Origin of the sequence: Psychrobium sp. 1_MG-2023 (assembly GCF_030689115.1) — a bacterium.
GTDB lineage: Bacteria > Pseudomonadota > Gammaproteobacteria > Enterobacterales > Psychrobiaceae > Psychrobium.
Genome location: NZ_JAUYVJ010000002.1, coordinates 158,889 through 172,734 on the forward strand (window position 1 = coordinate 158,889; position 13,846 = coordinate 172,734).

The following is a 13,846-nucleotide window of genomic DNA, read 5'->3' on the forward strand; positions in this document are numbered from 1 at the left end:
ATTAAGATCCTTTAATGGCTAATCTAAGCCCTTTAAACTTACCGCCGAGAAATTGTAGACTAGACTGATACTCCAATGCGTTTTTCATATACAAGTTTCGTTCCATTTGTACATCAACTGTATTGCCATCACCAGTATCAGGTTGATTTGGAATACGATACGCCACACCGTCACCAACAGAAGAAGTGACTTTAAAGTGCTTATCATGAGTTCTAGCCATACTTGAAGATAAATTAGACTCCGCATTTCGCATCGCTGTAGCAAAGTCCATATCTCGCGCTTTATAATGCGGAGTATCGGCGTTCACAATATTACTGGCAATTAACTCAGCACGCTGGGCTCTAATACCCACAGTGTGCTGTGCAATTCCTAATGCTTTATCAAATGAGATCGTCATAATTTTGTCTCTTCAATGGTTTTGTATATATAAAGCAATAGCTATGCCAGAAACAATAAAACATATTTTTTATGAGGAAATAAAAAAGGGCAAGCGAACGCTTACCCTATAACTAGTTGATAGTGCTTAATATATTATTTATTGGCCTGATAAACAATGCCTGCTTTACAGCGGTTCATTGTGAATTCATCTGTTAAGCCATTAATTGACTCTGATGCACCTAACATTAAATAGCCATCTTTATTAGCTACCTTGGCAAAGTTGGCAAAAATCTGCCGTTTAACTTCAGGAGAAAAGTAAATAAGTACATTTCGACAAAAGATTATATCGAAACGACCCAGCACATTAAAACTATCAAGCAGATTAAACTGTTTAAATTTAACGTGCTTTTTCACTTCAGGCTTAACCGAAAAACAATTGGTTGATGACGGATTGAAAAACTTTCGTTTACGCTCAGGTGATAAACCACGAGCTAAAGCTAAGTTGTCATATTCCCCCTTGTTACAATGCTCCAGCATGCTAGTTGAAATATCAGTAGCTAAAATATCAAAGCCATACTTTAACATTCCTGGATTTTTCTCTTTAAACTCTAAACACGTCATTGCAATGGAGTAAGGCTCTTGACCTGATGAGCTCGCTGCAGACCAGATTTTCAATGGCCGCTTTAAATCGGCAAACTCAGGCAGCAAACGTTGAGTTAATACTTCAAAAGGATACTTATCACGGAACCATAATGTTTCATTCGTCGTCATAGCGTCAATAACAACCGCCCGTAACGCCCGTTCTCGAAGTTCCATTGCTTTTTTGACTAACTGCGATAACGACTCACACTTATATTCGCTCATCAGCGGTGCGAGACGGCTTCTGACTAAATACTGCTTACTATTACCTAAAACGATGCCGCAATGCTGCTCAAGAAAGCGGCAAAAGTCAGTATACTCTTTTTCAGTCAAGTCTTTATTTGTCACTCGATATTTCCCTAGCTGGTTGAGAGTGCAAGATATTAATATTACGCTCAACAGCGGCGGCTAAGTCATCAGGGTTAAATTTAGCGATAAAGTCATCTGCACCGACATTATCAACCATCGCCTGATTAAAGACACCACTCAACGAGGTATGCAAAATAACTCGAAGATCTTTCAATTTTTCCATCGTTCTGATTTCAGCGGTTAAGGTATAGCCATCCATTTCAGGCATTTCAATATCAGAAATTAACAAACCTAATTTTTCAGTAACTGAACGCTCGCAAGTTTCACTTAAAGCGATAAGCTGTTCTAATGCTTCTCGACCATTTTTCGCTTGCATAATCTCTAAACCCAGTGGGGTTAGGGCTCGTTTAACCTGATTCAATGCCACAGTCGAGTCATCAGCAATCATCAACATTTTTTCACTGTCAGCAATTATTTCTTTGGCTTCTTGTAACACTTCATCTGTCATTTCTTCATTAGTAGGTGCTACTTCCATTAGAATTTTTTCTACATCTAAAATCCCAACCATATCGTTATCGACTTCTGTGACAGCCGTAAGATAATTTTTATCACCAGCACCTTCAGGAGGCGGCATAATTTGCTCCCAATTAAGGTTAATAATGCGTTCGACAGAATCAACTAAAAAGCCCTGAATAGAACGATTGTATTCGGTAATAATGATAAAACGATTAGTTAAGTCATCGATTGCAGCGCCGCCAGTGGCTAAGCTTAAGTCAATGACAGAGATAGTCTCACCACGAATATGAGCAATACCACGCACTTCGCGCGCAAGGTTAGGCAAAGACGTTAATTTGGGACACTGCAGAACTTCTTTGACTTTAAAAACATTGATACCGTAGCGTTGTCGACCATTTAATTTAAACAGTAAGAGCTCAAGACGATTTTGTCCGACGAGTTGAGTACGCTGGTTTACTGAATCTAGTACACCGGCCATAGTGGCTCCATTTCAATAGACAGATAGTGAAAAGGCTTATTTTATGTTAGATTCATCCCTGTAACAGAGTTTTTACAACTCAACTACTGCTTCTACCATAGCGATAAGCAATAAAATTTAATTTACTTATATAAAATATAGTGACTTATGAGTAGTGTCAAACAAAGATATACGAATAAATACAACACCCTTAGTATAACGACAATAGTTGCCGTTTTAGTATTGTACCTTTTATCGACCAATGCCAAAGCAACTACCGTTCACCAATCAATAGAAAATCAAATCCATACTTATATTAAAGCACAGTTAGATGATTCCTCGAATAAAAAAACCGAAATAAATGTATCTAAAATAGATCGGCGGAAAAAATTAGCCGTTTGCCAGACACCATTAGAAATTAAAGTGGCGGGTAAACAGGGCCTGAAGCGTAATAGTACAATTCACGTCAGCTGCCAAGGGACATGGAATCTGTATGTTCCTGTTCAGGTCAAACAATTGATGTCTGTAATTGTCGCAGCAAAGAATCTCTCGCCAGGTACATTACTCAATAAAAGTAATTTAAAAAAAGCCTACGCTGACATGACAATAACCATGGGACAGACTGTCGAGCAACTGTCTCAGGTAACAGGTTCGAAAGTTAAACGCTATATTCAACAAGGTAGACCCATTTTATTTACTTCTGTTTGTCTTGTGTGTCGTGGTGATCCCGTATCTATCTATGCAAAAAAAGGAAGTTTAATCATAAAGTCTTCAGGCATAGCATTAAATGATGGTAGTATTGGGCAAATTATATCTGTAAAGAATTCAAGTTCAGGTCGAACCGTAGAAGGGACTGTCGTCGCGGTTGGTGAAATTGAGATAAAATTATAAATTGTGCTAAAGTTTTCTAAACCGCCGCCGATGTAGTGGTTGAAGAATAATTTTTTGTAGAGGCTATCATGGCAATTGATATTAATAAACTTGCAGGCAACCATAGTCAACAACTTGACAGCCTCAAGAATAAGTCGCAGAACAATGCAACTGAAGTTAAGCAGCAAAATGTTCAACAGCAGTCGCAAACTCAAGCACAAAGCCAACCTCAGGCCAAGGACTCTGTCTCGTTAACAAAACAGGCACAGCAATTGCACGGTATTCGAGAGAAGTTAAACAATACTTCCTCGGTAAACCAAGAAAAAGTAGAGAGCATTCGCAAAGCGATTGCATCTGGGGACTATAAAGTAGACCCTGAAAAATTAGCCGCTAACTTGGCGAAATTCGAGGGAGATCTAGAGAAGATCTTTTAAATGAATATTGAACAACCATTACAATTTTTATCTCTTCAAATTACGTATGCCGAGCAGCTATTAACACTGCTCGCGCAAGAAGAACAAGCCTTGATAGCCCGTCAATATGAAGCCATCAATCAACTCGCTGAACAAAAGCAACAGCTTATTGAACAATTGCAGCAAACCGATCAGCAACTAGCTAACTCCCTTCCTAATCCCAAAGAGTTTCCCGCTGAATTGCAATCTCATAAAGAGCAAGTTGATCTACTACTTAAGCAATGCCAAGAAAAAAACCAACAAAATGGCAAAGCTATTGCCTTAGGGCTCAATAGCCTTGAGCGACTGCAAGGCTCCTTGATTCAAAAGCGTGCAGGTAATTCGATGACTTATACAGCCAAGGGTAAAACCCGGGGCGGTTCCTTATCAGGTGGTTACGTCTCAGCTTAATTCCAATCCACATATTAGCCTTCCGACTATGGCTAGTGGTAGTCATACATCCAAGCATGAGGATATAATCATGAGTAAAACTTTGAAAATAATTCTTTTTACTAGCATATTGTCGCTTGTCGGGTGTAATTCAACTAAGTTTATTGAATATGAAACACAACAACCGCAAGAATTTGTCGTTTTAACAGCCATTGGTTATGCACCGATCAATCAGCAGCCAGGTAAAGATCGAACCACAAAAATGCTAAATGCAATCCACGCCTCAAAATTAAATGCCTACAGAGAGTTATCTGAACAAGTCCATGGCTTTCAGCTCAATGGCCAAACCACATTTAATCAATTAATTATTGAAAACTCTTCGATGCAAACCTCAGTCCAAGGACTGATCCGTGGAGCAACGGTTAAGAAAAGCTACCCAATCGATGATGATATCTATGCGACAGAGTTAGAGCTAGATTTTAAAACTATCTATCAACTTTATCAGTCAGCCAACTTACCTCGTCGAGTAAAAAATTAAGCGAGTAATAATCTATGACCAAATTTAACTTAATGTCATTTATCCTACTTAATATCTCCTTATTAGTTTTTTCTCCTACCGTTAAAAGTGAGTGGTTCGAGGCTCACGGTCAAGCGCCAATTATTAACAGCAATCTAGATGTTGCACGACAACAGGCCGTAGAAGATGCCCTTAGACATGCCCTACTTTTTAACGGAGCTCAAATTCAAAGTGTCTCTAAGCTAAGTCAAGGGCTACTAATGAGCGATCACTTTGAAGTTCGCTCACAAGGTAGTGTCCGGGATTTGAAGCTTATCAACGAAACCCAAGCTCCTGATTATGTTAAAGTAACAATACGAGCAGATATTGTGGCGGACCCACTTCAATGTGACACGGCACAACACACTAAAACGCTTGCATTAACGCAATTTCCTATTCTTAACCGCCAACAAGCAGTCAACGGTTCAGTGTTTGATCTTGGCAAGCATACCTCAATGCAATTGTTTGATAAAATGTCTCTGCACAAAGGAAGCTATTTAGCCAAGCAACTATTGCCGATTGAACAACTTATTTCATCGCGAGACCAACCCTTTACAACCAACGAACAACAACTATTGACACAACAAGCAGATAGTCAATATTTATTGACGGGGCAAATCGATGACATTTCATTATTTCAAGCTGAGAGTAAGTGGTTTGGTTTAAGTAATAACGCCCCAAAAAGGCAATTTAGCCTCACTATGACTTTATTTCATGGCCTAAGTGGCGAACGTATTTGGTCAAAAAAATACCAGACAATAGCCCCTTGGAAGTATAAACCGCAACAAACGGTTGATGTTAGTAGCCAAGCATTTTGGTACAGCGAGTATGGTGTTGCGATTAACAATCAACTAACTCAAGCCGTCTCCGATATTAATCAACGTTTATTTTGTGAAGAACTGACTGGGGAAGTTTTAAAAGTTGAACCAGAACAACTGACGATAAACTTAGGGACAATGCACGGTTTAAAATTAGGTGACAAACTCACCGCCTTCCATAGGCAAACATTTACCGACTCAAACGGTATTCTACGCCAATCAACGACCATTAACAGCACCGTATTAGTTGTAAAAAATATCAACCGTAACCACCTGACCGCGGCAGCCGAGCAGGTACTTTATGGCGATATCCAATTAGGGGATTTAATAAGAAAGCAATAAGGGTATACATTGGCTTGTTATTGACTCTATCTATTACTCACCTTGAAACAACAATGCAAAAATCAAAACAGCGCCTTGGGCGCTGTTTTTGTAACGTAATTTTTTAATACATTATTATTTGCTACTTTCATCATAATCTCATCAATACAGTCGATGTTTTCGGTAGTGCTCCCAATTACAACTAGTAATAAGGAGACAAGTAAGAGATTATTAAAAGTACAACTTGTTTTATAAAAAAAATTTAGTATAGTTTGCAATACTTTACTTGTCCTCGTAGCTCAGCTGGATAGAGCAGCCGCCTCCTAAGCGGCAGGTCGGACGTTCGAATCGTCTCGGGGACGCCATTCCCTTTTTTTGATTTTTAGATAACTTTAAATCACAAAAAACAATCTCTTGAACACCATCCACACCACCAACCTTCCTTTTTAAAACCAATAACTTAAAAGAAATTACCTCCTATTCCACCAAGCACACTTGTTACAAAAAAGTAAAATAACCAAGCAAAAGACACACAATTTATTAAACTTTAGACTGGAATTTAAACAATTTTTATGTAATTGTTAGTTTTGTGTGACAGCGTTGTCATAAGTGAGTTGGACAGCGCTGTCACAGTTGGTCGGTTGATTTGTTTATCATAAATAGTTGATAAAAGGATTCAGTAGTACTTTTTAGACAACGACTAAGATCATCATTGCAAGCGACAATTTGATTAAAAAATACAATAAAAGTGTGAAAGGAAAGTTAATGTCGAGCATCAATTTCAAGAAACACCTATTAGCAAGCAGCATCGCTGTTGCTGTAAGTGGTGTTGCAATCACCCCAGCTTTAGCTGCTGACAAAGATGAAGCTAAAGAAATCGAAACGATTCAAGTTAGCGGTATCCGTGGTAGTTTAAAAGCGGCCCTTAACTCAAAGCGTTTTGCTAACGCCGTTGTTGATTCAATTTCAGCTGAAGATATTGGTAAGTTCCCTGACCGTAACATCGCTGAATCTCTACAACGTATTCCAGGTGTAACTATCGCAAGAAACTTTGCTGGTGAAGGTGGCAGTGTCTCTATTCGTGGTACCAACCCTGAATTAACGCTAATCAGCATGAATGGTAACTACGTTGCATCGACAGGTTGGTTCTCTCAACAACCTGCAACACGTTCATTTAATATGGATTTATTACCACCAGAACTTGTTGCTGGCGTTGATGTATACAAATCACCAATGGCCTCTTTAGATGAAGGTGGTGTGGGTGGTACTGTTGCCGTTCGTACTCGTAAGCCTCTATCTTTAGACTCAAACACTGTTTACTTCTCAGCTGAAGTACAAGATAACAGCCTAGCTGACGATAACGGTATGGGTGCTACCGGCATGTACAGCTGGAAAAATGAAGATGAAAACTTCGGTGTTCTAGCGGCGTTATCTACTTTACAAGCGGTAGGTCGTAGTCACAAAGCTGAAAACTACATGGATGATGGCTGGGCAGGCGCTGGTATTTCAGAGTTTTATCAAGATCGTCAACGTGACGCGATTGATTTAACTGTTCAGTATGCACCAACAGATTCATTATCAATGAATCTACATTATTTTAAAGTAGATTTAGATGCAGGTAATACCAATCAAAACTACCTAATCATTCCTGGTGCGGCGCTTGGTTCGACCGACGATGATGGCGTGTACACTCCAGGCTTTAATGAGCGTGTTACAGGTGCAACAAAATTTGCACCAGATGGTGGTCGTGCATTAAACGGTACTTTCGCAGGTGGCCCATTTGACGATACCAACTCACGTAATGCTGAGATGGAAACACAAGTTGTCGCATTTGAAGTTAACTACCAAGCTGACAGCTTCACTGTAAATAGTAAATTTGGTAAAACAAAAGCAACTGGTGGTGATGGTGGTAACTATAATGTAGGTTGGGTTTCTAGTAATGACAATCAAAGTATTAACTTTGATATGTCAGGCAAAAATTCAATGTTGTTACAACCGGTAAACACTGATGCGAGTAATCACGCAGAATACGTGATGAATAATGCTTCTGTTACTGCGGGATACCGTAAAGATGAAGAAACGTTTGCTCAAGTTGATTTCGATTTTGACGTAGAATGGGGACCTGTTTCTAACTTAAAAACAGGTATTAAACTTCGCGATCATGAATTCACTAGTTTCTCAGAAGCTTGGCAGTTTAAAGACGGTCTAACAACTGGTATCACTAAAGCTAACTTTGCAGATGGTACATTTAATCACTCAGGTGTAGGTTTACAAGCTGGTTCACCAACGGCTATCGCACGTGTTGATGGTGATGCTCTTCGCTCACATATCAACAGCTTTAAAGCGAGTGATTCTCTCAACAAAAATAGCTATGGTGTAATCTCTGAAGATATCTTTGCAGCTTATGTCCAAGGTGACTTTAGCGGTGATGATTATCGCGGTAATATCGGTTTACGTTATGTAAAAACTGATACAGGTGCAGATTATTATAACTTCTTTGATACGAACATTATTGAGCGAGAAGAAAGTGAATATTCTGATTGGTTACCAAGCTTTAACTTAGCCATCGATCTAGCTGATGATGTTATCTTACGTATATCTTCAGCAAAAGTGATCAGTCGCCCTAACTACACTTTCTTAAATCCAGCAGCGAGCACGACGGAAACAACCCGTCAAATTACTCGTGGTACAGTCAAGTTAGACCCTTACCGTGCAACACAGTCTGATATCGGCGTTGAATGGTACTTCAACGAAGAATCACTGGTTTCTGCAACCTTATTTAATAAAGACATCCGCTCTTTCGTTATCCAAGGTGCAAACAAATCAAGTATTGTTAACCCAGTAGATGGCGAGACCTATACTCTGAATGAACCAGCACAAGGGCTAGGCGGCGAAATCCAAGGTCTGGAGCTACAATACCAGCAGCAAATGGGCGAGTTCGGTTGGTCTGCTAACATCACTTATTCTGAAGGCTTCGGCATGCAAGAAGTTGATGATGCTATCGTTGAAGTAGACCTACCTGGTATGTCTAAAATTAGCTACAACGTAAGTGCTTTCTTTGAGAATGACATCATTTCATCACGTCTAGCTTATACTTACCGTGATGACTTCATTGCGCAATCTACAGGTATTGGTGGCAACACATCTTGGGATGCTCATGGTTTTGTAGATGCTAGCTTAACGTGGCATGCAACTGAAAACATTGACCTAAGCTTTGAAGCAACAAACTTACTTGATGAAAGTACAACACAACGTCTATCTACTGATTTTGACGCAATGCGTTTATCGGCAGAAAACGGTCGTAATCTGTACTTGAAATTCTCTTACCGTTTATAATTTTTCATAAACGATAGGGGTAAGGAAGGAAAGTTCAACTTTCCTTCCTTTTTTAACCCTCTGTTATACCAAAACAACTTTCCTGTTATTTTACCTACCCACACTGAAGTTGTTTTGGTATAACAACTATAATTAACCATAACGAGTAGTAGCTATGGCACAAGATAATAACCATATTCTGATTATTGGCGGTGGAACCGCAGGCTGGTTAAGCGCAGCAATTCTTGCTAAAAGCTTAAATAGTCAGTCCAAGGATGGGGTTAAATTAACCCTTGTTGAATCACCTGATGTACCCATTATTGGCGTTGGCGAAGGCACATGGCCTAACCTTAGAGGCACATTACAAAGAATCGGGGTCAGTGAAACCGACTTTATTCGCGAATGTGACGTGACTTTTAAGCAAGGCGCTGAGTTTGTTAATTGGTCTCACACGCCGACACCGCAACAGCCTCACAGCTATTATCACCCATTAAGTACGGTTAACCATTCATCATATAATTTCAGCCTTGCCCCATACTGGTTACAACAAGATGTCGCAACGCGACTGCCTTATGACAGGGCGGTTGCCACCCAAGCGCGTTTGTGCGATCACGGTTTAGCGCCAAAACAAATTGTAATGCCAGAATATAGCGCCGTACAAGAATATGCCTATCATCTGAATGCTAATAAATTTGCCGACTTTTTAAAGCGCCATTGCATTGAAAAATTAGGGGTAAACTTCGTTAGTGCTAACGTCACCGAAGTCGTTCTCGATCATGATGAGTTTATCAGCCACGTTACAACAGATAGTGCTGAGCAGCCACACCTCGAAGCAGATTTCTTTATTGATTGTTCTGGTAATCGGGGCTTAATTATAAAACAAACTTATAATATCGATTGGCAAGATATTAGTGATGTAATTTTCAATGATACCGCCTTAGCGGTGCAAGTGCCCTACCCTAATGATGACCGTGAAATAAAAACGCATACCATTGCCACCGCTCAAGATGCAGGTTGGATTTGGGACATTGGCCTTCGAAATCGCCGGGGTGTTGGTCATGTTTTCAGTAGCAAATACACCACAGAAGCCAAAGCCAAACAACAATTAATTGATTATATCGGTACGGATTATAGCGATGATTTAATGATTCGAACCATTAAGCTTAATCACGGCTATCACAAAAAGTTCTGGCATAAAAACAGTGTCGCGATTGGCATGTCGGCAGGGTTTGTTGAACCGTTAGAGGCATCTGCGATATTCTTGTTTGATGCAGCCGCTAATATGATCGCAGCACAATTTCCTCGAGATAAAGCGCAAATGCCTTATGTTGAGCAGAAATTCAATCAACATTTCACTATGCGAATGGAGCGTACCGTCGAATTTATCAAGCTGCATTACTGTATATCACAACGCCGTGATAGCCAGTACTGGATTGATAACTGTGATGATAAGAGTATTCCTGACAACCTGAAGCAACGATTGTCCTATTGGAAGAGCTTACCACCGACAAAATATGACTTTGACAATGCTTGGGAACCGTTCAATTTAGATAGCTATTTATACGTGCTTTACGGCATGGGATTTGAGACTGACGCCGCGAATGTCGCTACTAAATACACGGAAAAAGACGCAGCACAAGCAATGTTTAACGATATTAATAAGGCTAGTGATTTACTCATTGATAAACTGCCTAAGCAAAAAGAACTCGTTGATAAAGTATTACAATATGGCTTTGCCAAAGTATAGGTGACATGATGACCCAACAAACAGTGCAACAAGTCGTTGTCGTTGGCGGTGGTACCGCAGGCTGGTTAACCGCGGCAAACCTAGCCAAACGTTTTAACTCGACACAGCCCGGCTCAATTCAAGTAACTATCGTTGAGTCGCCGGATATTCCAACCATTGGTGTTGGCGAAGGTACCTGGCCAACCATGCGCAAGACTTTAGCCAATCTAGGGATTAGCGAAACTGAGTTTTTAGTAAAGTGTAATGCTTCATTAAAACAGGCAACAAAATTTGTTAACTGGCGTGAAACACCTGCTGCAGGTGATTCAAATCATTACTATCATTTATTTACTTCTGTCTATGATGCCTCAGATTTTAATCTTGCCCCATACTGGCAGCGAGGAGATTTAGGTTCAAGTACTTATGCTCAAAGTGTCAGTGTGCAAGGTGAAGTTTGTGAGCGTAAATTAGCGCCTAAAGCTATTACCCACAAAGAATACGAAGGAGCGCAGAACTATGCCTACCATTTAGATGCGGGCTTATTTGCGGACTTGCTCAAACAACACGCCGTTGAAGTTCTTGGCGTTAAACACATCGCTGCAAATGTCTCTCAAGTGAACCTTGATAAAGATGAGTACATTGCCTCAGTCACCACCGATCGCAGTGGTGTTATTGAAGGCGATTTTTTTATTGATTGCACAGGCTTTAAGTGTTTGCTGTTAGGTGATGCGCTCGGGGTAAAATTTAAAAAAGTTGATAACGCTCTACTGACCGATCACGCCGTGGTTATGCAAGTCCCATATCAAGACGAGCAACAAGAAATTGCCAGCTGCACCATCTCAACGGCTCAAGAAGCAGGTTGGATTTGGGACATTGGCTTAAGTAATCGCCGTGGTACAGGCTATGTCTATAGCTCAAAGTTCACGAGCCATGAACAAGCTGAGCAAACATTACGTGACTATGTAGGCCCGGAAAGTGAAGGCTTAATGACCCGCGTTATTCCAATGAATATCGGTTATCGGGAAAAATTTTGGCATAAGAACTGCCTTGCCGTTGGCCTATCCGCAGCCTTTATTGAACCTTTAGAAGCATCGGCAATTTTTTTAATGGAAGCAGCATCAAACATGCTTTGCGATTTGTTTCCTCGTGACCGCCAAGCGATGGCAGTGGTTGAAAAAAAGTTCAACCAATCTTTCCAATTCCGTTGGAATAAAACCATTGATTTTATCAAAATGCATTATGTTTTATCACAACGAACAGAGCCTTTTTGGTTAGCCAATCAGCATCAAGAAACTATACCGGAAACCCTAACAGAGTTATTAGAGCGCTGGAGATACCATCCGGTCAGTGATTATGACTTTGATAATGTGTATGAACCTTTTCCAATGGAAAGTTATCAATACGTCCTTTACGGAATGGGCTTCAAGCAAGATTTATCATTTAATGCTGGGCGCTACTCAAAGAGTGCACAGGCAATACAAAACTTTAATAATGTACAACATATTGCTCAGCAAGTAGAAAGTAAACTGCCGAGCAACCGTGACTTATTAAACAAAGTTAATCAATATGGCTTTCAAAAATTATAAAAGCTATTAAACAATATGGAGTGTTATTGTGACCACTATTCAAGCTATCGATAAAAATAAACATAACAATTTAAAAGTTAGCGCTAACCCGACACTACTACAAAGTGAAGGGAGACACTTCGCGCCCCTTGTCGTGCAAGAGTTTGTTGCAGCAAGTCAAGATTACCCAGTCGTATTTGTTAAAGATTCAGACACAGGCCAATTTAAAGCCATTGCACTACTTGGCCTAAAGCCAGGAGAAAATGAATTTTACTCTCCACAAGGATGGAGAGGCAATTACACACCGGAAGCACTTACCCTGTACCCCTTCTTAATTAGCCAAAATAAAGATGACGACTCAGCAATTCTTTGCTTTGATAGTGCTTCGCCATTAATCAATGAGACGCAAGGTCAAGCCTTATTTGAACAAGAAGCCGAAACACCTTGGTTACAAGAGCAAGGTGAGCGTGTAGTGCAGTACGTCGAGAAGTCTCAAATGACAGACCAATTTATAAAAATGTTATTAGATTTTGAGCTCGTTTCACCTCAATCCTTAAGCCTCACGCTAGAGGATAATGAAGAGTACACACTCAATGGTTTATACGCGATTGATGAAAACAAACTAAACCAATTAGACGACGATAAGTTTAACCAACTGCGTAAAACAGGTGCATTAACCCCAATTTATGCATCATTAATTTCAATGCAGCGTATCCATAACATTGTGCGCTTAAAGCTTGCTACAAAATAACGTCTAGTCAATTATTCATTGCAAGATACCGGTTATTAAGCCCGTAATAACCGGATTTACCACACATTCTATCGTAGCGGAGCAGTGCTGCGACTAATCAACAACTACTTCAGGTAATTGTGCTTTATTATTATTTGCAGTGAGTACATACTCACCGTGGAATTTAACAATCGATTTATAATCACTGACTTTAAACGCCAACCAACCTAACAGATATGCTTGCTTAATAAACAATTCACTGTCTCCGCGGATAAAGCAGCTAATATTACTAAGCTGAGCTCCACGCTCGTCAAATGCACGCTCAATGCAGCTCTCGTCAACAACAAACGATGATAAGCCGTCACTATGAATGGTATTTTTCTTGGGGTGTAGCTCCGTCACGCTGACTTGCCATTTAGCCTCATTTAATTGAGATTGTAATTGCTCAAAATTAGATTGAGCTGATTCGGCTTTCGAACGTTGTTTTAGGTTGAGATATGTATGCATTAAATCACTAAAACATTGTTTTAATTGAGCTCCAGCGCCTAATGTTCTTGCTTGCTGTTGCCACTCTTTTAGTATCAGAGCAACCGCCTTATCAAAACGTTGCTCTTTAATAGCTTTACTCACCCAAACACTAAAGAAATGATTTTCACTGAGTGGGTTATTCGGGGTTTTCCCAGACTGTTGAGACTTTTCAAGTTCTTCTAACCCTAAAGAAACTAGTCTGAGTAGTTCATCTTTAAACATCACCATCATCTACTCCTTATAAAAAAAGCGCGGATGACCGCGCTTTTTTATTTA

The 13,846-nt window shown here is 40.0% G+C and carries 13 protein-coding genes and 1 tRNA gene; 10 read left to right on the top strand and 4 right to left on the bottom strand.

Features of this window, described 5'->3' with window-relative positions:
- Position 1: 1 nt before the first annotated feature.
- The 3 genes from flgB to Q8W26_RS01790 form a co-directional block, all read right to left on the bottom strand.
- Entirely contained in the window at positions 2 to 397 is a 396-nt protein-coding gene (flgB, locus tag Q8W26_RS01780; protein ID WP_101213012.1) for a flagellar basal body rod protein FlgB, read from the bottom strand.
- Between the two features lie 134 nt (positions 398 to 531).
- Entirely contained in the window at positions 532 to 1,365 is an 834-nt protein-coding gene (locus Q8W26_RS01785) for a protein-glutamate O-methyltransferase CheR (RefSeq protein ID WP_101213011.1), read from the bottom strand.
- Complete coding sequence (locus Q8W26_RS01790) at positions 1,355 to 2,320, bottom strand: chemotaxis protein (protein ID WP_101213010.1); 966 nt, start codon at positions 2,318 to 2,320, stop codon at positions 1,355 to 1,357. Before Q8W26_RS01790 ends, Q8W26_RS01785 begins: the two co-directional genes overlap by 11 nt.
- Before the next feature lie 147 nt (positions 2,321 to 2,467).
- On the opposite strand from Q8W26_RS01790, the gene flgA reads away from it, so the two are divergent.
- The 10 genes from flgA to Q8W26_RS01840 all read left to right on the top strand — a co-directional run bounded on the left by flgA (position 2,468) and on the right by Q8W26_RS01840 (position 13,063).
- The gene (gene flgA, locus Q8W26_RS01795) at positions 2,468 to 3,190 is read left to right on the top strand and encodes a flagellar basal body P-ring formation chaperone FlgA (protein ID WP_101213009.1); all 723 of its coding nucleotides are present in this window, start codon (positions 2,468 to 2,470) and stop codon (positions 3,188 to 3,190) included.
- A 68-nt stretch (positions 3,191 to 3,258) separates the two neighbouring features.
- Complete coding sequence (gene flgM / locus Q8W26_RS01800) at positions 3,259 to 3,603, top strand: flagellar biosynthesis anti-sigma factor FlgM (RefSeq protein ID WP_101213008.1); 345 nt, start codon at positions 3,259 to 3,261, stop codon at positions 3,601 to 3,603.
- Positions 3,604 to 4,032, top strand: coding sequence for a flagella synthesis protein FlgN (locus Q8W26_RS01805; protein WP_101213007.1), 429 nt, complete (start codon positions 3,604 to 3,606; stop codon positions 4,030 to 4,032).
- A 70-nt stretch (positions 4,033 to 4,102) separates the two neighbouring features.
- Positions 4,103 to 4,549: an LPP20 family lipoprotein gene (locus Q8W26_RS01810; RefSeq protein WP_101213006.1), complete on the top strand. Its 447-nt coding sequence runs from the start codon at positions 4,103 to 4,105 to the stop codon at positions 4,547 to 4,549.
- Positions 4,550 to 4,563: 14 nt separating this feature from the next.
- Positions 4,564 to 5,727, top strand: a complete 1,164-nt coding sequence (locus Q8W26_RS01815; protein ID WP_101213005.1) for a flagellar assembly protein T N-terminal domain-containing protein — start codon at positions 4,564 to 4,566, stop codon at positions 5,725 to 5,727.
- Between the two features lie 267 nt (positions 5,728 to 5,994).
- Positions 5,995 to 6,071 (top strand) — tRNA-Arg (locus tag Q8W26_RS01820).
- 400 nt (positions 6,072 to 6,471) lie between these two features.
- The gene (locus Q8W26_RS01825) at positions 6,472 to 9,042 is read left to right on the top strand and encodes a TonB-dependent receptor (RefSeq protein WP_101213004.1); all 2,571 of its coding nucleotides are present in this window, start codon (positions 6,472 to 6,474) and stop codon (positions 9,040 to 9,042) included.
- Positions 9,043 to 9,196: 154 nt separating this feature from the next.
- Positions 9,197 to 10,768, top strand: coding sequence for a tryptophan halogenase family protein (locus Q8W26_RS01830; protein ID WP_101213003.1), 1,572 nt, complete (start codon positions 9,197 to 9,199; stop codon positions 10,766 to 10,768).
- A 5-nt stretch (positions 10,769 to 10,773) separates the two neighbouring features.
- The gene (locus Q8W26_RS01835) at positions 10,774 to 12,333 is read left to right on the top strand and encodes a tryptophan halogenase family protein (RefSeq protein WP_305472037.1); all 1,560 of its coding nucleotides are present in this window, start codon (positions 10,774 to 10,776) and stop codon (positions 12,331 to 12,333) included.
- Between the two features lie 28 nt (positions 12,334 to 12,361).
- Entirely contained in the window at positions 12,362 to 13,063 is a 702-nt protein-coding gene (locus tag Q8W26_RS01840; RefSeq protein ID WP_305472038.1) for a SapC family protein, read from the top strand.
- A 93-nt stretch (positions 13,064 to 13,156) separates the two neighbouring features.
- Here Q8W26_RS01840 and Q8W26_RS01845 read toward each other — a convergent pair whose 3' ends face one another.
- Positions 13,157 to 13,801 carry a DUF2913 family protein gene (locus Q8W26_RS01845; RefSeq protein ID WP_101213000.1) on the bottom strand — a complete coding sequence of 215 codons (645 nt, stop codon included), beginning with the start codon at positions 13,799 to 13,801 and terminating at the stop codon, positions 13,157 to 13,159.
- Positions 13,802 to 13,846: the final 45 nt, after the last annotated feature.

Coding starts and splice junctions, on each gene's coding strand:
- flgB (WP_101213012.1), bottom strand. CDS start 397: ATGACGATCTCATTTGATAAAGCATTAGGAATTGCACAGCACACTGTG.
- Q8W26_RS01790 (WP_101213010.1), bottom strand. CDS start 2,320: ATGGCCGGTGTACTAGATTCAGTAAACCAGCGTACTCAACTCGTCGGA.
- flgA (WP_101213009.1), top strand. CDS start 2,468: ATGAGTAGTGTCAAACAAAGATATACGAATAAATACAACACCCTTAGT.
- flgM (WP_101213008.1), top strand. CDS start 3,259: ATGGCAATTGATATTAATAAACTTGCAGGCAACCATAGTCAACAACTT.
- Q8W26_RS01805 (WP_101213007.1), top strand. CDS start 3,604: ATGAATATTGAACAACCATTACAATTTTTATCTCTTCAAATTACGTAT.
- Q8W26_RS01810 (WP_101213006.1), top strand. CDS start 4,103: ATGAGTAAAACTTTGAAAATAATTCTTTTTACTAGCATATTGTCGCTT.
- Q8W26_RS01815 (WP_101213005.1), top strand. CDS start 4,564: ATGACCAAATTTAACTTAATGTCATTTATCCTACTTAATATCTCCTTA.
- Q8W26_RS01825 (WP_101213004.1), top strand. CDS start 6,472: ATGTCGAGCATCAATTTCAAGAAACACCTATTAGCAAGCAGCATCGCT.
- Q8W26_RS01830 (WP_101213003.1), top strand. CDS start 9,197: ATGGCACAAGATAATAACCATATTCTGATTATTGGCGGTGGAACCGCA.
- Q8W26_RS01835 (WP_305472037.1), top strand. CDS start 10,774: ATGATGACCCAACAAACAGTGCAACAAGTCGTTGTCGTTGGCGGTGGT.
- Q8W26_RS01845 (WP_101213000.1), bottom strand. CDS start 13,801: ATGATGGTGATGTTTAAAGATGAACTACTCAGACTAGTTTCTTTAGGG.